The sequence below is a fragment of the Aeromonas sp. R10-1 genome (assembly GCF_040908465.1).
GTDB classification, from domain to species: domain Bacteria; phylum Pseudomonadota; class Gammaproteobacteria; order Enterobacterales; family Aeromonadaceae; genus Aeromonas; species Aeromonas caviae.
The window spans coordinates 267,589-287,251 of sequence record NZ_JBFODT010000005.1 but is presented as its reverse complement, the minus strand read 5'-3'; the positions used below and the strand labels follow the sequence as shown (position 1 = coordinate 287,251).

The following is a 19,663-nucleotide window of genomic DNA, read 5'->3' as shown; positions in this document are numbered from 1 at the left end:
CCTGCCGATTTGGCGGTATAAAGAAGTGAATTCTTGGCGCATACCGGCATCATTGCTTGGCTCCCTGCAACTGCGCCTCTGTGTATTCGGGCTTGAAGTGCATGCCGTTGGTGGCGTCGGCCACTTCCGGCGGCATGTAGTTCTCGTCGTGCTTTGCCAGCACCTCGAAGGCGGCGACCGTGGTGGCATCCTTGAGGGTGCCCTGAGCGACAATGCCCTGCCCCTCGCGGAACAGGTCCGGCAGAATGCCGTCAAACTCCACCGTCACCAGATGGCCGCCGTTGTCCACCAGCTTGAAGGCTACCTTGAGGCTCTGGGGATCCCGCACCACAGATCCCGGCACCACCAGGCCACCGATGCGCAGGCGCTGCCCCTCCTCGGGCTTGACCTTCTCCGGCCCCTTCCCTTCCACCAGCTCGCTCGGGGTGTAGAAGAGGTCGATGTTCTGGCTCAGGGCATAGAGCACCAGGCCAGTCACGCTGGCAAGGCCCAGGCTGATGGCCAGGATGATGGTGAGGCGTTTCTTGCGGCGCGGGTTCATAGGGTGTTCTCCATCTGCTGGGCCGCCTTGCGGCGTGCCTCCCGAGCCTGCTTGTTGCGCAGTTCGCCAAGCAGGCTGCGGGTCTTCAACCGGGTGGAAATGACGATGCCGACCAGGCAGAGCAGGGTCAGACCGAAGGAGAGCCAGACGTAGAAGGCATAGCCTCCCATGGCCATGAAATCACTGAACGAGGCAAAGTGCATGCTTACTTCTCCTGCCTGGCGATGTCGGCGACCCAGGGGCGGTGCCACTCCCGCATCAGCAGCTCATTGCGAAAACGCATCAGGGTCAGGGCACCGAGAAACGCGGCGAACGCCAGGATCATGATGAGCAGCGGCCACAGCATCTCCGGGGAGATGGAGGGTTTGTCAAACTTGGTGATGGTGGCCCCCTGGTGCAGGGTGTTCCACCACTCCACCGAGTAGTGGATGATGGGCAGGTTGATCACCCCGACCAGCGCCAGGATGCCGGCGGCGCGGCCCGCCACCACCTTGTCGCTGAAGGCGTTGTAGAGGGCGATGACACCCAGATAGAGGAACAGCAGGATGAGCTCGGAGGTGAGCCGGGCATCCCACACCCACCAGGTGCCCCACATGGGTTTGCCCCAGGCAGCGCCGGTGAAGAGGGCAATGAAGGTGAAGACGGCCCCCACCGGGGCGATGGCCGCCACCGTCATGTCTGCCATGCGCAGTTGCCACACCAGGCCAATGAAGGCGGCCACCGCCATGGTGGAGTAGGCGCCCATGGAGAGGATGGCGGAGGGCACATGGATATAGATGATCCTGAAAGAGTCGCCCTGCTGGTAATCGGCGGGTGCGAAAGCCAGCCCCCAGACGGTGCCGATGATGAAGGCGAGCAGGCTTGTCACGGCAAACCAGGGCAGCAGGGTGCCGGCCAGCCCATAGGCGCGCTCGGGTTTGGCATAAGGGTGCAACCATTTCCACATAGCTCACGAAACCTTTCAGTTATTAATTTTTAAGTGGCGAGGGCTACCATACCCATGGGGGAAAAACATCATATCCCCCGAAAGCAATAAGCAGCCATCCCCTTGATCTATCTCAACTATCTCGCCCCTAACAAGGCTTCAAACGAAAATCTTTTCACCAAATCAATCAGTTGACACTCACCCGCAGCGCCGCCGAGATGGCCAGGGGCGTCAGGGTCAATGCCCCCACCAGCATGGCCCCCAGGATGGCGAGCTGACCGGCATAGGGCAGTCCCATGCTCGCCGCGTCGATGGCGGACGTGGCGAAGATAAGCACCGGAATATAGAGCGGCAGCAGCAGCAGGCTGAGCAGCACGCCCCCCTTGCGCAGCCCTGCGGTCAGCGCCACTCCGACCGCACCGAGCAGGCTCAGCACCGGCGTACCGAGCGCCAGGGTGGCCACCACGGCCAGATAGGTCTTCAGCTCCAGGGAGAGCAGGATGGCGAGCAAGGGGGAGACCAGCAACAGCGGCAGACCGGTCAGCAGCCAGTGAGCGATCACTTTGGCCAGGGCCAGCAACCCCAGGGGATGGGGCATCAGCATCATCTGCTCCAGGGCGCCGTCACTGAAGTCGTCACGAAACAGCCGCTCCAGGGAGAGCATGGCCGCCAGCAGGGCCGCCACCCAGATGATGCCGGGAGCGATGCGGGCCAGCAACTGGGGCTCGGGCCCGATCCCCAATGGAAACAGGGTGATGACGATGAGGAAGAACCAGAGCGGGTTGAAGATGTCGGCGCGCTGGCGCAGGGCCATCAGCAACTCGCGGTGAATAAGGTGTATGACGGCGCGCAGCATGGGCTACTCCTGCAACAGCGAGGTCAGAGAGAGGGTCTTGAGCCGTCCCTGCATCAGGGTCAGATCCTGGTGGGTCGTAAGGACCACCATGCCCCCCCTGTCCGCGTGGGCGAGGAACAACTGCTCCAGCACCCTGACCCCCTGCTTGTCGATGGCGGTGAAGGGCTCGTCCAGGATCCAGAGCGCCGGTCGCTCGCTCAGCCACAGCCTGGCCAGCGCCACCCGTCGCTGCTGCCCGGCGGAGAGCTGCCCCGCGGGATAGTCTTCGAAACCGGCGAGGCCGACCTGGGCCAGCACCCGCCAGAGATCCACGCCGTCTCCGGCAGGGCCATGGAGCTTCTGGTAGAAGGAGAGATTCTCAAGGGGGGTCAGGGTCGCCTTGACGCCGGGCTGATGGCCCAGGTAAAGCAGGTTGGCGTGGTATTCATCCCGGCAATGGCGGATATTCTCCCCATTCCAGCACACCTCGCCAGCAAAGGGCTGGGAGAGGCCGGTGAGCAGGCGCAACAGGCTGGTCTTGCCCACCCCGTTGGGACCCTCAATCTGCATCAAATCCCCGGCACGCACCGCGAAGGAGAGATGTTCAAACAGGGTGCGATCTTCACGCACGCAGCTCAGATTGTTCGCTTGAAGCAGCATGGGGATGTAATCGTTGAAAATGAGGCGGCCTGCATCTTAACACAGGATCCGGAGGCGTCTTTTCAAAGATGCCAATAATCAACAGGATTTGTGGGGAAGATCGCGCCCCCACCAAAGAGATTGATGCCAAAGGATTATCCACCGTCCCGGCATCATGAAAGAGGCGGCCACGGGCCGAACAGAAAGCGGGGAGGCACCGGCCTCCCCGCGACACATCCGTCAGCTGCGTCCCTTTCGCAAGGAAATAAGCAGCTCCGCTTCCGCCTGGGGCAACTCGCACTCGCTCATCACCTCGTCCAGATCGGCACCAAGCTCCACCATCTTGGCGGCGCGGCTGTAGAGGCGGCGCTCCGGATCCTGCAACGTCAGCTCCTGCTGGCTGTCGTGGATCTTCTGCATGGCCCCTTCTGCGGCTTGCAGACGCTGACCCATGCCGATGGCGCCCGTGTGCAACTCCATCATCTGCTTGCGCAGACTCTCGAGCTGCCCCTGCAGCGCTTCCACCCTGGCCTCGGACTCTCGCTGGCGACGACGGTGCCCCAGGATCCCGTAAAGGGCCAGCACCAGTGCGAGCAAGGACAACCCCAAGGCTGCAAATTCAATCATCAAACCATCACCTTACCGTCACAGGGAGGCGGACAGGTGCCATCGCCCCCGTCCGCACGTTCCCGTCCCTGTTACAGGGAACCAATGTCTTCCCACTCTTCGTCGGAGAGCAGCTTGTTGAGATCCACCAGGATCAGCAGTTGGCCGTCACGGTTGCTGACGCCCTGGATGAACTTGGCGCTCTCCTCGGTGCCTACCGCCGGGGCGGCATCGATCTCGGAGGAGCGCAGATAGACCACCTCGGCCACGCTGTCCACCATGATGCCGATCACCTGCTTCTCCGCCTCGATGATGACGATGCGGGAGTTCTCGCTCACGTCCCCGGCCGGCAGGCCGAAACGGGAGCGGGTATCGATGACGGTCACCACGTTGCCACGCAGGTTGATGATACCCAGCACGTAGTCAGGTGCACCCGGGACCGGAGCGATCTCGGTGTAGCGCAACACTTCCTGAACCTGCATCACGTTGATGCCATAGGTCTCGTTTTCCAACTGGAAGGTCACCCACTGCAGCACTTCGTCTTCGGCCAGATTCTGTGCAATATTGCGCTTCTCTGTCATCTTCTTGATCCTTGTATGAACCCGTCAACGGGTAAAATTAGCAATAAAACCATGGCGATGCCGATGTTGTCAGCGGCCTTCGATGTTCACGCCCCGGCCAAGCAGCAGCAAGAGCTCCCTGACGTGCAGCAGGGCACACATCTTCTCCTTGACCATGCCGGCCAACCAGGGGCGCTTGCCCTCCTGATGGCGCCACTTCACCTGGTCCCGGTGCAGCAGTTCTGTGCCCTTCAACTGGTGACAGGCCAATCCCCAGGGTGATTCTCCCAGCATAATCAGATATTTGTAATCGTCCATCTCCAGATGCTGGCCCGGCATGACCCACTGGGCCGTGTCCACCACGTTCATCTTCTGCTCGCGGGAGGTCATGATCCCCTTGTACCAGCCCGGCTGGCCGAAGAGAGAGGTCACCTCCCCCAGTTGATGGATGCCCCCCAACTCGGTCAGAGGCACCGCAAACGTCACCCCGGCCACGTCGAAGAAGAGCGCCTGAAACTCGTTGCCGGTATCCAGGTTCTCCCAGGTCGACGGTGCGGGCGCCGCTTCGAGGGCGGGCGCGGGTTCCGCCACCGCGAGGGCGACGGGCTCGACCTCCTCCACCACGGCTTCCACCACCGGCTCTGCCAGGGCGACCAGAGGCTCACTGTCAACCACCTCCGCCTCGAGCTGGAATGGCTCGACATGCACCTCTTCGTGGCTCAGGGCATCCATCTCGAACTGGACCTGTCCCACCTGGGCAAGCAGCTCGCTCAGCTGGGCCAGTCGGGTATCGGCTTCAAGATAGGGGGTGGCAGCCACCTCCGGCACGGCGACGGTCTGACGTTGCAACGCAGGGGCCGGTGCTTCGTCTTCGGGATCTTCCCGCAGCAGGGCATCGTCCAGCAGCAGGGAGTGGAAATAGTCGTCCATGGCCCGAACCTGGGTGGTCTCTCTCACGGCATCACCTCCTGGGTCCGTTGACGCTCCAGCGCGTCGAGATGGTTGAGCAGGGTCTCATAGGCATAGGTGCCCCGGCTGCCCGGTGCATAGATGGAGGGAGGAATGTGCACCAGACTGGCATCCCTGAATTTGGTGTCGATGGGAATGACCGCATTCCACACCGCCTCCCCATACTGCTCCTTGATGGACTGCAATGTCATCAGGGAGGCGCGGGTACGCTTGTCAAACATGGTCGGAATGATGGTGTAGCGGAACTTCTCCCGCTTGGAGCGCTGCATGATCTCGAAGGTCTTCATCATCCGCTCCAGCCCCTTGAGGGCCAGGAATTCGGTCTGTACCGGCACCAGGATGCGATCGCAGGCCGCCAGCGCGTTCACCATCATGACCCCCAGCACCGGCGGACAGTCGATGAGCACGTAGTCGAACTGATCCTGCACCCGCAGCAGAGCGCGCTTGAGCACCAGCCCCATCCCTTCCCGGTTGCCCATCACCCGATCCAGCGTGGCCAGGGTAATCGAGGCGGGCAGCAGGCTGATGTTCTCGAATCGGGTCTTGAGGGTCATCCGGTTGACCAGCTCGGCGCTGGGTTTGGCCGCCTGGAACAACTCGTACAGGGTGCCTTCCAGCCTGTCCGAGTCGAAATCGAGATAGGAGGTCAGGGAGGCGTGGGGGTCGGTGTCGATCAGCAGTACCCGCTGGCCACGCTGGGCCAGAATGCCCGCCAGGGAGACGACCGTGGTGGTTTTACCGACTCCACCTTTCTGATTGGCAACCGTCCAAACAATCACTGTATCAATCCTGCCTTGTTGTTATGCGTATGCCCCCACCGGGCAGCGCGATCACCCTGATCTTTTCACTGTCGACACTCTGCGGTGCGTCCTGCACCGGTGCCACCGTCAGCGGTTTGACGGGGGCTGGTGGCACCCAGGCGAACCTGGATATGGCGACCACCACCTTGCGATTCTGTAATCGTCCCTGCTCGGTGCCATTGTCGACGAAGGGGGAAAACTCTCCGTACGCCTCGTAGGCGAGCCGACCGGGAGCCACCCCCTTGCCCACCAGGGCATTGAGCACTGCCTCGGCGCGGGCCGCTGACAATGTCCAGTTGGAGCGGAAAATTTCGTTGTTTATCGGTTGGTTATCCGTGTAGCCCCGCACCCTGACATAGTTATCGACCGGTTTGAGAATACCTGAAAGCGTATCGAGCACAGGGGCGGCATTGTTACCCAGAAAAGCGCTGCCACTGTTGAACAGGAGACCTGAACTCAGCTCCACCGTCAGCCAGTTGTCATCCTGCGCAAGCTTCACCACCCCCGCATCGACCAGGGCGCCCATGGACTCCTGGATCTGCATGTCGATCTGCGCAAGAGCCGTGCCATCTTGCGAGACGGGCGTACCCGTGATGGGGGCACGCGAGGGGGACGCAGAGGCCTGGCTCTCCAGCAGGCTGGGGGCGGCCGAGACCGAGTTGTCCAGCAAGGAATTACCCCGCCCTTCCAGCAGGCCATCGCTGCGCGGCGCCTGGTTGAAGGCCTGGGTCATGCCCTCGATGACGGCGCGGTACTCCTCCTTGTTGACGATGGCAACGGAGTAGAGCACCACGAAAAGGGCGAAGATGAGCGTCATGTAATCGGCATAGGAGACCAGCCAGCGATCGAGATGCTCTCGCCCTTGCAGGTGCAAACGATAGCGCTTGCGCATGGCTACTCCCCTTTCAGATAAGCCCGTAACCGCCTTTCAACCTGCGGGCCGTTCTCCCCGTGGGCGATGGCCAGAAGCCCCTCCAGGGTCATCTCCTGATAGAGGCCGTAATGGTAGTGGAAGGCGCGCAGCCGATTCGCAATCGGCAGATAGAGCAAGTTGGCAAAGCCCACCCCGTAGATGGTGGCGACGAAGGCCACGGCAATGCCCGCCCCCAGGGTGCCTGGCTCCTCCAGATGAAACATGGCCTGGATGAGGCCAATCACGGCCCCGATGATGCCGATGGTGGGACTGTACCCCCCCATGGACTCGAACACCCTGGCCGAGTGCTCGTTGCGCTCCTGCTCGATGTCGATGTCCGCCTCCAGCAAGCTGCGGATATCCTCGATGGAGACGCCATCCACAATCATGGAAAGCCCCTGGTGGGTGAAGGGATCGGGCTCGGCCTCGGCCTGGTTTTCCAGCGCCAGCAAGCCTTGCTGGCGGGCGAACTGGGCCCACGCCTTCAGGCGCTCGGCCTGCTCCGCAAGATCCAGCTGCGGCGGAAACAGCATCCAGGTTGCCTGCCTCAGGGCACTGAGCAGGTACTTGCGGGGAGTCTGCAAGATCACCGCCCCCCAGGTTCCCCCGACGACGATGACAAAGGCCGGGCCATCCAGCAGGGTCAGCAGGCTGCCGCCATGCCACCACTGGGCGATGGCGACGGCCCCCAGCGCCAGCACCAGGCCGAGCATGCCCATGGTCAGCGACCCAACTCGACCAGAATGCGCTGGGCCACCCGATCCAGCGGCAGGGATTCGCTTGCTATGCCCGCCTTGGCAACGGCCTGGGGCATGCCATAGACCACGCAGGAGGCTTCATCCTGCGCCCAGATGGTCGCCCCCTGCTCCTTGAGCAGACGGGCACCGTCGCGGCCATCCGCACCCATGCCGGTCAGGACGATGGCCAGCACCTTGTCGCCATAGGTCTTGGCAGCGGAGGCGAAGGTGATGTCCACGCAGGGTTTGTAGTTGACCTTGTCATTGCCATCGATGATGCGAAGACGGGCACCGGGCCCGCGCCCTTCCAGCAACATCTGCTTGCCACCGGGGGCAAGATAGGCCTGACCCGGCTTGAGCACGTCGCCATCCTGCGCCTCCTTGACGCCTATCTGGCACAGCCCGTTGAGGCGGGCGGCAAAGGCAGCGGTGAAGGTGGCCGGCATGTGCTGGATCAGCAGGATGGGATGAGGGAAATCTCCCGGCAGCTTGGTCAGCACGTTCTGCAGTGCCACCGGCCCGCCGGTGGAGGTACCGATGGCAACCAGCTGGTAACTCTTGCCACTGCGCTTGAACGCGGCGGGAGCCGCCGCTGCCCGCGCAGGCTCGGGCTGGCGTTCGGCCAAGGGACGATTCAGGGTCCCCGTGACGGCGGGCCGGACGGCAGGCTCGGGGGCACGGGGCCGGGTCGCCATCAGGAAGCGTTTGCGAGCGATCTCCTTGACCCGCTGCTGCAGCAGGTTGACGGCTTCGTCCTTGTCCCGGGCGATGTCTTCAAACTTCTTGGGCAGAAAATCGAGGGCGCCCGCATCCAGCGCATCCAGAGTTGCCTTGGCTCCCTCGTGGGTCAGGGAGGAGAACATCAGGATGGGGGTCGGACACTTGGCCATGATCTCGCGCACGGCGCTGATGCCGTCGAGCACCGGCATTTCAATGTCCATGGTAATGACGTCGGGCCGCAACTGCTGCGCCTTGTCTACCGCCTCCCGCCCGTTCTGGGCCGTGTCGATCACCGTCATCAGGGGATCCTGATTGATGATTTCGCTGACCCGACGGCGGAAGAAACTCGAATCGTCGACCACTAATACCTTGACTGCCATTGTTATTCTTTTAACTCCTTGAGCCTGGCGCTCAGTGGCGACGGGCATAGGCCTTGAGCAGGCTGGGCACATCCAGAATGAGGGCGATGCCGCCGTCGCTGGTAATCGTGGCGCCGGCCATGCCGGGGGTACCTTGCAGCAGGTTGTCCAGGGGCTTTATCACCACCTCTTCCTGACCGATGAGGTTGTCTACCACGAAGCCCACCTGCTGGGTCCCTATCTGGACGATGACCACGTGACCCTGGTCCTGGCGGGCCGTCTTGCCGGCACCGCGTACCAGCCACTTGTGCAGGTAGAACAGCGGAATCGCCTTGTCACGGACGATGATGGTGAGCTGGCCATCCACCACGTTGGCCTTTTTCAGATCCAGGTGGAAAATTTCATTCACGCAACCGAGGGGCAGGGCGAAGGTCTGCTGACCCACCTCCACCATCAGGGTCGGCAGAATGGCCAGGGTCAGGGGAACCTTGATTTCGAGACGGGTGCCCTTGCCCCAGGTGGAATCGATGTGTACCGAGCCATTGAGGCTGACGATGCTGGTCTTCACCACGTCCATGCCCACTCCACGGCCGGAGATGTCGGAGATCTCCGACTTGGTGGAGAAGCCGGGGGCGAAGATCAGGTTGTAGGCATCGTTGTCGCTCATGCGCGCCGCGCTGTCAGCATCGAGCACGCCACGGCTGATGGCGATGGACTTGAGCTTCTCCGGGTCCATCCCTGCGCCGTCATCCTCGATGCAGAGCAGAATGTGGTCTCCTTGCTGGGAGGCGCTCAGGGTGATGGTACCCTGACGGGGTTTGCCCGCTTTCTCGCGCACATCCGGCATCTCGACACCATGGTCGCAGGAGTTGCGCACCAGGTGAACCAGGGGGTCGGCCAGGGCCTCCACCAGGTTCTTGTCCAGATCCGTGTCCTCACCCACCATCACCAGCTCGATCTCCTTCTTGAGGGTACGAGCCAGGTCGCGCACCACGCGCGGGAAGCGGCCGAATACTTTCTTGATAGGCTGCATGCGGGTCTTCATGACCGCGCCCTGCAGATCGGCGGTCACGACGTCGAGGTTCGCGACAGCCTTGGACATCTCTTCGTCATTGCTGGCGATGCCGAGGCTCACCAGGCGGTTTCTCACCAGCACCAGTTCGCCCACCATGTTCATGATGACGTCCAGGGTCTTGGTATCCACCCGCACCGTGGTATCGCTCTGTACCGCGCTGCTCTCGGCGGGAGCGGCCTGCTTGGCAGGGGCGGCCTTGGCTGGCGCTGGGGGCTCTACCGGCGCGGGTTTGGCGGCCACTGGCGCCTTGGGCGGCGTCACCGGGGCTGCGGGGGCAGCGGGTGCCGGGGCCTTGGGTTCGGGAGCGGGCGCAGGTGCCAGACTGTGCTGGGGCGCCTGGCCACGGCCGTGCAGTTCATCCAGCAGGCGCTCGAACTCGTCGTCGTCGATGAGCTCGTCCACCTCTTTCTGGACCGACTGCAGGGGGGCCAGATCGGGGGCACCACCGTGCTGGCCCTGACCATGGAGCTGGTCGAGCAGAGCCTCGAATTCGTCGTCTGTGATGTCACCTGAACCGCTCAGCACGGGGGCGGCAGAGACCGTCGGCGCTTTGCCGACACCGTGCAGCTCATCGAGCAGGCGTTCAAATTCGTCGGCGGAGATCTCGTCGATGGAGCCACCGCCATTGACGGCGACAGGCGCCACCTCGGCGATGACCTCGGGTTCTGGTGCGGGTTCGGGCTCAGGTTCGGGTTCTGGCTGGGTCGCCACGCTGGCGGTACGCAGCTGCTCCTGCCCTTCCGGCTTGCACAGCTCGTGCAGATCGTGCAGCAGATCGGGAGAAGCGGGGCTTATCTCTTCGCGGTTCTGGACCTGGGCAAACATGACGTTGATGGCATCCAGCGCCTGCAAGATGACATCCATCAGCTCGGCACTGAGGGTCCGCTTGCCGTTGCGCAGCATGTCGAACAGGTTCTCGGCACCGTGACAGACATCCACCAGTTCGGTGAGGGAGAGGAAGCCCGCTCCCCCCTTGACGGTGTGGAAACCGCGGAAGATGGCGTTCAACAGGTTCTTGTCATCGGGCCGCTTTTCCAAGTCGACCAGTTGTTCAGACAACTGTTCCAATATTTCTGATGCTTCGACCAAAAAGTCTTGCAGTATGTCTTCATCAACTTCGAAGGCCATGCGTCACTCCATTAGAATCCCAGGCTAGACAGCAGATCGTCCACATCATCTTGACCATTGACCACATCTGAGCGGGTCTGCGGGTTCATGATGGGGCCTTCCGCCTCGATGCCGCTCACTGGCAGGCTACGTGCCGAATTGTCGCTAACGCCCTCACCGAACATGGTCAGCATCTCTATCAACTTCGTTTCAACTTCCTGCACCAGTTTGATCACCTTGCGGATCATCTGACCGGTCAGGTCCTGGAAATCCTGAGCCATCAGAATTTCCGTCAGCAGTTGACGTAACTTATCGGCATCCGTCTCAGAAGCCTTAATAAAATCATTCAGTTGATGGCACAGCGCCTTGAATTGACCCAGCTCGAGATCCCGGCTCATCAGGGCATTCCAGTTGGGCATGACCAGCTGAATGTTGTCGTTGAGTCGATCGGCGATGGGAAGGCTTGCCTCGACCGCATCCATGGTGCGATTGGCCGCCTTGTCCGTCATGTCGATGACATAGCTCAAACGCTCCCGGGCATCCGGGATCTCATGGGTGGCCAGGTCGGGGATCCTGGGATCCAGGCGAAAATCCTGCAATGAGTTGTGCAATTGGCGGGTCAGCTGCCCCACCTTGTCAAACAGGGCCGCCGCATTGGGGGCGCACACATCGGCGAGGATGGTATCGGCCTGTTCAAACTCTTCCCGCTCCAGGTGGGCAACCAGCATCCTTGCCTGGTCAAGCGAGATCATGGCACTCGTTTTGGCCTTCATCCCTGCCGCTCCTTAGCCGATACGTTCAAAGATTTTGTCGAGCTTCTCTTTGAGGGTGGCAGCGGTGAACGGCTTGACGATATAGCCATTGACCCCGGCCTGGGCGGCTTCGATGATCTGCTCGCGTTTGGCTTCGGCAGTCACCATCAGAACCGGCAGGTGCTTGAGCTTGTCGTCGAGGCGAATCGCCTTGAGCAGGTCGATGCCCTGCATGCCGGGCATGTTCCAGTCGGTGACCACGAACTGGAAGTCGCCATTTTTCAGCATCGGCAACGCCGTGTTGCCATCGTCTGCTTCATGGGTATTGTTGTATCCCAGGTCACGCAGCAAGTTCTTGATAATCCGGCGCATCGTTGAAAAGTCATCGACGATGAGGATTTTCATGTTCTTGTCCAAAGTTCCTCCTAAATAGCCGCCAAGACGGCTCACTTACATGATGCAGATCGCAGGTTTTATGGTGCGGATTATGCCTTAGAGTTGTGCTCCAGTGTAGCCAGTACAACCACTTATAAATTCCAATCTCGCAAACGGGCGCGCAACCTGTGCATGGCCTGACTATGAATCTGGCTCACGCGAGACTCACTCACACTCAATACTTCACCGATCTCGCGCAGATTCAACTCTTCATCGTAATAAAGGGACAGCACCAGCGCCTCCCGCTCCGGCAGGCGGGCGATGTGCTCCGCCAGGGCGCCCTGGAAGCGCTCGGCCGCCAGATCGTCGAATCCTCCCTGACCGTTGCCGTCATCGGGATGACCGATGACATCTTCGCTGACGCCCAGATCCTCGATGCCGATGATCTTGCCGCAGGAGACATCCTGCAGCATGGCATGGTACTCCCCGAGGGAGACCCCCATATTGGCGGCCACCTCGGTGTCTCTGGCATCCCGGCCATGGGCCTGCTCCACGTTCTCGATCGCTTCTGCGATGGCACGGCTGTTGCGGTGCACCGAGCGGGGCACCCAGTCCCCACGGCGGATCTCGTCGAGCATGGCACCACGGATGCGGATGCCGGCATAGGTTTCAAAGCTGGCGCCCTTGCTGCCGTCAAAGTTGCGGGAAGCTTCGAGCAGCCCAATCATACCTGCCTGGATCAGGTCATCCAGCAAGACACTGCTTGGCAGGCGAGCCAATAAATGCTGGGCAATCCGCTTGACCAGCGGAGCGTGTCGCTCAACCAGCACGTAGGAATCCTGATGACGCAAGTATGCTTGGGCTTTATTCACGGGAGTCTTCCTGTGTTATGACCGGCTTTTGCAACAAGTTTTCCAGGAAAAATTCGAGGTGGCCGCCCGGCTGATTCGGGATGGGCCAGCTCGCCGCCTTGTTCGCCAGGGCACGAAATGCCAGGGCGGCAGGGGATTTTGGAAACGCCTCAACTATCAGTTTCTGCTTGCGCACCGCGGCCCGCAGGTTGGTGTCGTAAGGCACGCAGGCCACCAGCTCCAGGGAGGTATCCAGGAAGCGGTCGGTGACCCGGGTCAGCTTGGCGAACAGCTCCTGCCCCTCGCGCAGGGAGCGGACCATGTTGGCCACCACCTTGAAGCGGAACACACCGTGATCCTTGGAGAGGATCTTGATGAGCGCGTAGGCATCCGTGATGGAGGTGGGTTCGTCGCACACCACCACCATGATGTCCTGGGCGGCACGGGTGAAACTCAGCACCATGTCGGAAATCCCCGCCGCCGTGTCCACCAGCAACACGTCCACCTGGGTCTTCATCTCGCTGAAGGCGCGGATGAGCTCGGCATGCTGCACGGGGGAGAGCTCGACCATGGACTGGGTGCCCGAGGTGGCCGGCACTATCATCATGCCGTAGGGCCCCTCGACGATGATGTCGTCTATGGTGCACTCCCCGGCCAGCACATGGGAGAGGTTGCGATGCACCCTCAGCCCCAGCATGACGTCGACGTTGGCCAAGCCAAGGTCGGCGTCCAGCACCAACACCCGCTTGCCCTGGGCGGCCATGGCTCCCGCCACGTTCAGGGTCACGTTGGTCTTGCCGACGCCCCCCTTGCCTCCGGACACGGCGATCACTTTCACTCGATTGTTTTGACGCATTTTGCGCAGACCACTCGCCTGATCCATATACATGTTACTCATAAAACTCCGAATCTTCGGATTCGCCAAAACCCGATCCCCAGAAATAGGGATCTTCTGCTTCCCGTTCCAGCGACCCCATGGCGGCACCGACCAGCAGCGCCGCGTTGGCAACTTGAATATCTTCCGGCACCCGTTGCCCGTCGGTGATGTAACTGATGGGCAGGGCGTTTTGAATGCACACGTTGATCACTTCACCCAGATTCAGGCTCTCGTCGAGCTTGGTCAGAATGCAGCCAGAGAGCGGAATGCGCCGGAAGTGATCCACCGCCTCCTGCATCACCCGTCGCTGGGAGGTGGCCGACATGACCAGATAACTGCGGATGCGCACCTTGGCATTCTTCACCAGGGTGTCGAGCTGTTCGGTCAGGCGGATATCCCGCTGACCCACCCCGGCGGTGTCGATGAGCACCAGCCGGCGATGGCGGAACTGATAGAGGGCACTGGCCAGCTCTTCGGCGTCCCGCACCTGACGCACCGGGCAACCCATGATGCGACCATAGGTCTGCAGCTGTTCGTGGGCCCCGATCCGGTAGTTGTCCGTGGTAATGAGCGCCACCTGCTCGGCGCCATACTTCATGGCAAAGCGGGCCGCCAGCTTGGCGATGGTGGTAGTCTTGCCCACCCCGGTCGGTCCGAGCAGGGCCACCGCCCCCCCCTGACGCAGGATCTCGTCCTCGCTGATCTTGAGCTGGGCCGTCAGCACCTCGGCCAGCTGGGCCATGGCCTGATGGATCGGCATGTCTTCGGGGATGAGGCCCGCCAGCTGATCGGCGAAAGCGTCGTCGAACCCCATCTTCTTGAGTTCCTTGATGAGCAGGGCGCGCATGGGTTCGCGGCGCTCCACCTCCTGCCACATCAGGCCGGAGATCTGGTGCTCCAGCAGCTTGCGGATGCTGGCCATCTCCTTGCGCATCCCCTCCATCTCCTGATCCCGCTGGGCGGACTGGGCCTGGCGCGGGGCGGCGGCAGGACGGGCCTTGGGCTTGGCGGGCTCGGGAGCGGCGCCCCACTGGCCCTGTTCGGCCAGGGTTCTGGGAGCACTGGCCGCGCCCACCAGTCCGGCGGACTGGGTGCCGGCAGCGCCATTGGCGGGCCAGGAGGCCGAGGCTGGCTGACCGTTGCCCGCTCCGCTGCCAGACCATGATCCCGGTGCGGCATTGCCACCCGCCGGGTTGGCCGGATTGAGCTTCTGCTGGCGTGCCAGCAGGGCCGCCAGGGTATCGGCGTAGTATTCGTTCTGTTCCTTGGGTGGCGCCGACCTCGTCATCTGCTTGCCCGCAGACGAGATATTGACGCTCTCTTCATTCAACTGACGGCGAACCGGCGCGTCTTTGGGCCCCGGTACCTGGGATTGATAATCGACGGCCGCGACTATCTCCACCCCACCGGTGACCTTTTTGTTGGACATGATGACGGCATCGGGTCCGAGAGTCTCCTTGACCTCGGCCAGCGCCGTGCGCATGTCTTTGGCAAAAAACCGCTTAATCTTCACCCGTCATCTCCGCTAACTAGCCCTGTCCCACCGCACTGACGATGCGGATCTGCTTGTCGTCAGGCACTTCCTGATAGGACAGCACGCGTAATCCAGGAATGGCATTCTTGACAAATTTCGCCAGGGTATTGCGCAATATCCCCGATGTCAGAAGCACGGCCGGCTGGCCTTCCAGTTCTTGTCGTTGAGTGGCTTCCACCAGGGAGCGTTGCATCCGCTCCGCCAGTCCCGGTTCGATACCGGCGCCATCTCCCCCACCTGCTTGCAGGGATTGATGCAATATACGTTCCAGTTCTGGTGACAAGGTGATCACCGGCAGCTCGGGCTCGGGGCCGGCAATCTCCTGCACAATCAATCTGCGCAGGGCGATCCGGCAGGCTGCGGTCAGCACTTCCGGGTCCGGGCTGCGAGGCGCATATTCCACGAGGGTCTGCAGGATAGTGCGCATATCGCGAATTGGCACGCCTTCATTGAGCAAATTCTGCAATACCTTCACCAGGTTGCCCATGCTGATCACCTCGGGAACCAGTCCTTCCACCAGCTTGCTCTGATGCTTCCCTATCATGTCGAGCAGCTGTTGCACCTCGTCATGACCCAGCAGCAGCGCCGCATGGTTGGAGAGGATCTGGCTCAGGTGGGTAGCCACCACGGTGGCCGCATCGACCACGGTGTAGCCAAGGGTCTGGGCCTGGGAGACCTGCTCCTTGGCGACCCAGACCGCCTCCAGCCCGAACGCCGGGTCCTGGGTGGCGATACCGTGGATCTGACCGAACACCTGCCCCGGGTTGATGGCCATCTCCTTGTCGTGATAAACGGTGGCTTCCCCCGTGCTCACGCCCATCAGGGTGATGCGGTACTGGTTGGGGGCAAGATCCAGGTTGTCGCGAATGTGGACGGCAGGCACCAGAAAGCCCAGCTCCTGGGAGAGCTTCTTGCGCACCCCCTTGATCCGGTTGAGCAGCTCGCCCCCCTGGTTCTTGTCCACCAGAGGTATCAGCTGATAACCCACCTCCAGGCCGATGATGTCAACCGGCATGACGTCGTCCCAGCTGAGATCCTTCTGCTCCACCGGGGCATCCCCCTGGGCCGGCATGAGTTCGCCGCTCGCCGCCCTCGCCTTGTTCTGCTTCTCGCGGCGCAGCAGCCACCAGGCGCCCGCCGCCGCCACCGCCCCCAGGCTCAGGAAAGCCAGGTGCGGCATGCCGGGCACGCTGCCCATCATCAACAGGATGCCGGCGGAGATCACCAGCGCCTTAGGATTTTCGAACAGTTGGCCGAGTACCGCTGTCCCCATGTCCTGGTCGGTATTCTGACGGGTGACGATGATGGCCGCGGCAATGGAGAGCAGGAGCGAGGGGATCTGGGCGACCAGACCGTCACCGATGGCGAGCAGGGTATAGACCTGGGCCGCTTCGCCGAAGGTGAGCTGGTGCTGCATCATGCCGATGATGAAGCCGCCGATGATGTTGATGAAGAGGATCATGATGCCCGCGATGGCATCCCCCTTCACGAATTTGGAGGCACCGTCCATGGAGCCGTAGAAGTCCGCTTCCTGAGTCACGTCCTGACGGCGCTTCTTGGCCTCTTCCTGGTTGATGAGACCGGCGTTCAGGTCCGCATCGATGGCCATCTGCTTGCCTGGCATGGCGTCAAGGGTGAAGCGGGCGCTCACCTCGGAGATCCGGCCCGCACCCTTGGTGACCACCACGAAGTTGATGATCACCAGGATCATGAAGACGATGATGCCCACGGCATAGTTGCCGCCGATCACCACGTTGCCGAACGCCTCGATCACATGGCCTGCCGCCGCGCTGCCGTTGTGGCCTTCCAGCAACACCACCCGGGTGGAGGCGACGTTGAGGGCGAGCCGCAGCAGGGTGGCAATCAGCAAGACGGTGGGGAAGGCGGCAAATTCCAGGGGGCGGCGGGTATAGACCGCCACCAGCAGCACCACGATGGAGAGGGCGATATTGAAGGAAAAGAGGATATCCAGCATCAGGGGCGGAATGGGGAGTACCACCATCCCCAGAGAGGCCAATACCAGCAGCGGCGTCCCTACCCCTCTGCTGAGCAGCCACTTGTACTCTTTGAAACGGCCCAGTCCCGCTTTGAATCCCATCGTGCATCTCAATGATAAACTGCCAATAGCAGATTAAAGCAAATATCAAGCCAAGGATTCAATATATTGATTTATAAGGCTTTTATTTTAACGCTGTCAGAAGTCCGTCGTTGGCGTCACGGGGAATGGTGACAGGGGGGAAGCTGCCTTCACCAAGCAGGCCAAAGGCCAGCCCAGGCCATGGGGCGAGGCGCCGCGCCTCAACAGGAAGATTGCGGCCTTGTTTGCGACACAAGGGAGAGATCGGATGGTGGGGCCATCCCACCGCTTTATTTGCGAAACGCGGGGGGCACAAGGGAGAGCACCCGGGATCAGGCTGCCACCACTGCGTTATTTGCGAAACTCGGGTGGAATGGGCAGATCCGTGGCGATGGGGGTCGGGCGCCGGCCGCGGCCACGGCGGAACTTCTTGAGCTGATAGACATAGGCCAGCACCTGGGCGACGGCGGCGAAGAGCCCCTCCGGGATCTCCTGGCCAATCTCGGTGGCGTGGTAAAGGGCCCGGGTGAGCGGCGGGGAGGACATGACGGGGATGTCGTATTCGCGCCCGATCTCCCGGATCTTCATCGCCACCTCGTCGACCCCCTTGGCCAGTACCTTGGGCGCAGCCCCCGGCTTGCCCGCATCGTATTTGAGCGCCACCGAGTAGTGGGTCGGGTTGGTGATGATCACATCGGCCTTGGGGACATCCCCCATCATGCGGCGCATGGCCATCTGCATCTGCAACTGGCGTATCCGCCCCTTGACCTCGGGCTTGCCTTCGCTGTCCTTGAACTCGTCCTTGATCTCCTGCTTGGTCATCTTGAGCTGGCGATTGTGGTTCCAGCTCTGGAACGGCACATCGATGGCGACAATGGGGATCAGGGCGCAGCAGAGGATGATCAGCATCCAGAGCAGCAGGTCCAGGGCATCGACGATGCCGCCGGGAAAGCCCTCAAGAGAGAGATTCAGCAGATGGTTGAACTGGCTCGACAGCATCCACCAGGCGAACAGACTAATAAACACCACTTTTGCGATGGATTTGACAAGTTCCACCAGGGATTGCACCCCGAACATCCTTTTGATGCCGCTCAGGGGACTCAGCTTGCTCCACTTGGGCAACATGGCCTCGGAGGAGAAGTTCATCCCGCCGAGCAGGGTGTTGCCGACGAAGGCGGCGATGATCACCAGCATGAACAGCAGCCCCAGAGGCTGGATCAGCTCCCCCAGCAGGGCAGGCACCATGGCCCCCATGGCATTGGGGTCGAACGCCTGATCCCGGTCCAGGGTAAAGCCCATGGTGAGTACCTTGATCATGGCCCCTGCCAGACTCTCCTTGATCATCAGGAGGCCGAACACGGTCGCCAGCAGGACGCTGGCGGTACCCAGCTCCTTGGAACGTGCAATCTGCCCTTTTTCCCGGGCTTGTTGCAGTCGTTTGCCCGTGGGTTGTTCTGTGCGTTCCTGATCGGTATCAGCCATGCTGGCCTCCTGCCGGCATCAGCCGACTGGCGGCCCGCCAGACTGGCAGCAAAAGGGCCGCAACCCGGAGGGCCTCAGTCATGCTGGCCCCCGAAGCACTGGACGTTGATGAGCTCGCAGCTGGTCTCCTGCACCCGCTCCCAGAGCGCGTCGAAGTGCCCCATGAAGCCACCGATGGTGAGCCAGAGGATGAACAGGCCCGACATCATGCTGACCGCAAAGCCGATGCTGAAGATGTTGAGCTGGGGGGCCGCACGGGTCATCACCCCGAACGCGAAGTTGATCAGCAGCAGGGCGATGATGGCCGAGAGCGCCATCACCAGAGAAGCCTGATACATGACCCCGAGAAAGCTCACCAGGCTGCGGATGGCAGGCAGGGTGAGCCCGCTCTCAGATACCGGCAGGGTTTCGAAACTCAGCACCACCATGCGCAGCATCAGCAGGTGGCCGTCCACCGCGAGAAACACCAGAGTCGCCAGCATCAGGTAGAACTGGCCCACCACGGGAGCCGACTGGCCGTTCATGGGGTCCACCAGGGTGGCAAAGCCCAGGCTGGTCTGCATGGCGATGACCTGACCCGCCATCACGAAGGTCTCCAGCAGGAACTGGGTCATGAGGCCGAGCGCGATGCCGATGAGCAGTTGCTGCCCCAGCACCAGGAAGCTGCCGAGGGAGAAGAGCTCGATCTTCGGCATGGGGGGCAGCAGGGGGGCGATGATGAGGGTGATCGCCAGCGCCAGGCCGATGCGAATATGGGCGGGGGCGAGCCGACTGCCAAAGACCGCCATCACCATCAGGAGACTGCTCACCCGGGCCAGGGGCCAGAGGATGGAGGAGAGCCACTCCATGATGAGCGCCGTGGTGTAGGTCATGACAGCAACACTCCCGGCACGGGCAGGCCAACGGGAGGACGCAGGCACCGGTCTGCC

At 61.8% G+C, this 19,663-nt stretch carries 21 protein-coding genes; all 21 read right to left on the bottom strand.

What is annotated here, in order from left to right; all coding sequences use genetic code 11:
* Nucleotides 1-49: 49 nt before the first annotated feature.
* Nucleotides 50-541 (bottom strand): cytochrome c maturation protein CcmE, encoded by a 492-nt coding sequence (ccmE, locus tag AB5Y93_RS02600; RefSeq protein WP_103243523.1) that lies wholly within the window; start codon nucleotides 539-541, stop codon nucleotides 50-52.
* Nucleotides 538-744: a heme exporter protein CcmD gene (gene ccmD / locus AB5Y93_RS02595; protein WP_039039901.1), complete on the bottom strand. Its 207-nt coding sequence runs from the start codon at nucleotides 742-744 to the stop codon at nucleotides 538-540. The genes ccmE and ccmD overlap by 4 nt, the downstream gene beginning before the upstream one ends.
* Nucleotides 745-746: 2 nt before the next feature.
* Nucleotides 747-1,487, bottom strand: a complete 741-nt coding sequence (locus AB5Y93_RS02590) for a heme ABC transporter permease (RefSeq protein WP_010673946.1) — start codon at nucleotides 1,485-1,487, stop codon at nucleotides 747-749.
* A 166-nt stretch (nucleotides 1,488-1,653) separates the two neighbouring features.
* Nucleotides 1,654-2,322: a heme exporter protein CcmB gene (ccmB, locus tag AB5Y93_RS02585; protein WP_010673945.1), complete on the bottom strand. Its 669-nt coding sequence runs from the start codon at nucleotides 2,320-2,322 to the stop codon at nucleotides 1,654-1,656.
* Nucleotides 2,323-2,325: 3 nt separating this feature from the next.
* Complete coding sequence (gene ccmA / locus AB5Y93_RS02580; RefSeq protein ID WP_128296031.1) at nucleotides 2,326-2,961, bottom strand: cytochrome c biogenesis heme-transporting ATPase CcmA; 636 nt, start codon at nucleotides 2,959-2,961, stop codon at nucleotides 2,326-2,328.
* 219 nt (nucleotides 2,962-3,180) lie between these two features.
* The gene (locus tag AB5Y93_RS02575; protein ID WP_010673943.1) at nucleotides 3,181-3,567 is read right to left on the bottom strand and encodes a DUF2802 domain-containing protein; all 387 of its coding nucleotides are present in this window, start codon (nucleotides 3,565-3,567) and stop codon (nucleotides 3,181-3,183) included.
* A gap of 71 nt (nucleotides 3,568-3,638) precedes the next feature.
* On the bottom strand, nucleotides 3,639-4,127 hold the full coding sequence (locus tag AB5Y93_RS02570) for a chemotaxis protein CheW (protein ID WP_010673942.1): 489 nt from the start codon (nucleotides 4,125-4,127) through the stop codon (nucleotides 3,639-3,641).
* A gap of 69 nt (nucleotides 4,128-4,196) precedes the next feature.
* Nucleotides 4,197-5,063, bottom strand: coding sequence for a chemotaxis protein CheW (locus AB5Y93_RS02565; RefSeq protein ID WP_010673941.1), 867 nt, complete (start codon nucleotides 5,061-5,063; stop codon nucleotides 4,197-4,199).
* The gene (locus tag AB5Y93_RS02560; RefSeq protein WP_010673940.1) at nucleotides 5,060-5,854 is read right to left on the bottom strand and encodes a ParA family protein; all 795 of its coding nucleotides are present in this window, start codon (nucleotides 5,852-5,854) and stop codon (nucleotides 5,060-5,062) included. Before AB5Y93_RS02560 ends, AB5Y93_RS02565 begins: the two co-directional genes overlap by 4 nt.
* Before the next feature lie 4 nt (nucleotides 5,855-5,858).
* Nucleotides 5,859-6,767, bottom strand: coding sequence for an OmpA family protein (locus tag AB5Y93_RS02555; protein WP_045525215.1), 909 nt, complete (start codon nucleotides 6,765-6,767; stop codon nucleotides 5,859-5,861).
* A 2-nt stretch (nucleotides 6,768-6,769) separates the two neighbouring features.
* On the bottom strand, nucleotides 6,770-7,507 hold the full coding sequence (locus tag AB5Y93_RS02550) for a flagellar motor protein (protein ID WP_199767353.1): 738 nt from the start codon (nucleotides 7,505-7,507) through the stop codon (nucleotides 6,770-6,772).
* Nucleotides 7,508-7,509: 2 nt separating this feature from the next.
* Entirely contained in the window at nucleotides 7,510-8,625 is a 1,116-nt protein-coding gene (locus AB5Y93_RS02545; RefSeq protein WP_041215583.1) for a chemotaxis response regulator protein-glutamate methylesterase, read from the bottom strand.
* A gap of 31 nt (nucleotides 8,626-8,656) precedes the next feature.
* Nucleotides 8,657-10,807 carry a chemotaxis protein CheA gene (locus AB5Y93_RS02540; protein WP_368228747.1) on the bottom strand — a complete coding sequence of 717 codons (2,151 nt, stop codon included), beginning with the start codon at nucleotides 10,805-10,807 and terminating at the stop codon, nucleotides 8,657-8,659.
* A gap of 11 nt (nucleotides 10,808-10,818) precedes the next feature.
* On the bottom strand, nucleotides 10,819-11,559 hold the full coding sequence (locus tag AB5Y93_RS02535; protein ID WP_041212633.1) for a protein phosphatase CheZ: 741 nt from the start codon (nucleotides 11,557-11,559) through the stop codon (nucleotides 10,819-10,821).
* Nucleotides 11,560-11,571: 12 nt separating this feature from the next.
* Nucleotides 11,572-11,955 carry a chemotaxis response regulator CheY gene (gene cheY / locus AB5Y93_RS02530; protein WP_010673934.1) on the bottom strand — a complete coding sequence of 128 codons (384 nt, stop codon included), beginning with the start codon at nucleotides 11,953-11,955 and terminating at the stop codon, nucleotides 11,572-11,574.
* A gap of 110 nt (nucleotides 11,956-12,065) precedes the next feature.
* Nucleotides 12,066-12,785, bottom strand: coding sequence for an RNA polymerase sigma factor FliA (locus AB5Y93_RS02525; RefSeq protein ID WP_041212632.1), 720 nt, complete (start codon nucleotides 12,783-12,785; stop codon nucleotides 12,066-12,068).
* Nucleotides 12,778-13,653: a MinD/ParA family protein gene (locus AB5Y93_RS02520; RefSeq protein WP_041212631.1), complete on the bottom strand. Its 876-nt coding sequence runs from the start codon at nucleotides 13,651-13,653 to the stop codon at nucleotides 12,778-12,780. Before AB5Y93_RS02520 ends, AB5Y93_RS02525 begins: the two co-directional genes overlap by 8 nt.
* Before the next feature lies 1 nt (nucleotide 13,654).
* On the bottom strand, nucleotides 13,655-15,154 hold the full coding sequence (gene flhF / locus AB5Y93_RS02515) for a flagellar biosynthesis protein FlhF (RefSeq protein ID WP_368228746.1): 1,500 nt from the start codon (nucleotides 15,152-15,154) through the stop codon (nucleotides 13,655-13,657).
* A 16-nt stretch (nucleotides 15,155-15,170) separates the two neighbouring features.
* Nucleotides 15,171-17,273, bottom strand: coding sequence for a flagellar biosynthesis protein FlhA (gene flhA / locus AB5Y93_RS02510; protein ID WP_183148779.1), 2,103 nt, complete (start codon nucleotides 17,271-17,273; stop codon nucleotides 15,171-15,173).
* 330 nt (nucleotides 17,274-17,603) lie between these two features.
* On the bottom strand, nucleotides 17,604-18,734 hold the full coding sequence (gene flhB, locus AB5Y93_RS02505; protein ID WP_010673929.1) for a flagellar biosynthesis protein FlhB: 1,131 nt from the start codon (nucleotides 18,732-18,734) through the stop codon (nucleotides 17,604-17,606).
* Between the two features lie 74 nt (nucleotides 18,735-18,808).
* A complete protein-coding gene (fliR, locus tag AB5Y93_RS02500) occupies nucleotides 18,809-19,606 on the bottom strand; it encodes a flagellar biosynthetic protein FliR (protein WP_368228745.1) in 798 nt (265 codons plus the stop codon).
* Between the last annotated feature and the right edge of the window lie 57 nt (nucleotides 19,607-19,663).

Bases quoted from the DNA above. Each gene is read 5' to 3' on its own strand.
- ccmE (WP_103243523.1), bottom strand. From the start codon at position 541: ATGAACCCGCGCCGCAAGAAACGCCTCACCATCATCCTGGCCATCAGC.
- ccmD (WP_039039901.1), bottom strand. From the start codon at position 744: ATGCACTTTGCCTCGTTCAGTGATTTCATGGCCATGGGAGGCTATGCC.
- AB5Y93_RS02590 (WP_010673946.1), bottom strand. From the start codon at position 1,487: ATGTGGAAATGGTTGCACCCTTATGCCAAACCCGAGCGCGCCTATGGG.
- ccmB (WP_010673945.1), bottom strand. From the start codon at position 2,322: ATGCTGCGCGCCGTCATACACCTTATTCACCGCGAGTTGCTGATGGCC.
- ccmA (WP_128296031.1), bottom strand. From the start codon at position 2,961: ATGCTGCTTCAAGCGAACAATCTGAGCTGCGTGCGTGAAGATCGCACC.
- AB5Y93_RS02575 (WP_010673943.1), bottom strand. From the start codon at position 3,567: ATGATTGAATTTGCAGCCTTGGGGTTGTCCTTGCTCGCACTGGTGCTG.
- AB5Y93_RS02570 (WP_010673942.1), bottom strand. From the start codon at position 4,127: ATGACAGAGAAGCGCAATATTGCACAGAATCTGGCCGAAGACGAAGTG.
- AB5Y93_RS02555 (WP_045525215.1), bottom strand. From the start codon at position 6,767: ATGCGCAAGCGCTATCGTTTGCACCTGCAAGGGCGAGAGCATCTCGAT.
- AB5Y93_RS02550 (WP_199767353.1), bottom strand. From the start codon at position 7,507: ATGGGCATGCTCGGCCTGGTGCTGGCGCTGGGGGCCGTCGCCATCGCC.
- AB5Y93_RS02545 (WP_041215583.1), bottom strand. From the start codon at position 8,625: ATGGCAGTCAAGGTATTAGTGGTCGACGATTCGAGTTTCTTCCGCCGT.
- AB5Y93_RS02540 (WP_368228747.1), bottom strand. From the start codon at position 10,807: ATGGCCTTCGAAGTTGATGAAGACATACTGCAAGACTTTTTGGTCGAA.
- AB5Y93_RS02535 (WP_041212633.1), bottom strand. From the start codon at position 11,559: ATGAAGGCCAAAACGAGTGCCATGATCTCGCTTGACCAGGCAAGGATG.
- AB5Y93_RS02520 (WP_041212631.1), bottom strand. From the start codon at position 13,653: ATGTATATGGATCAGGCGAGTGGTCTGCGCAAAATGCGTCAAAACAAT.
- flhA (WP_183148779.1), bottom strand. From the start codon at position 17,273: ATGGGATTCAAAGCGGGACTGGGCCGTTTCAAAGAGTACAAGTGGCTG.
- flhB (WP_010673929.1), bottom strand. From the start codon at position 18,734: ATGGCTGATACCGATCAGGAACGCACAGAACAACCCACGGGCAAACGA.
- fliR (WP_368228745.1), bottom strand. From the start codon at position 19,606: ATGACCTACACCACGGCGCTCATCATGGAGTGGCTCTCCTCCATCCTC.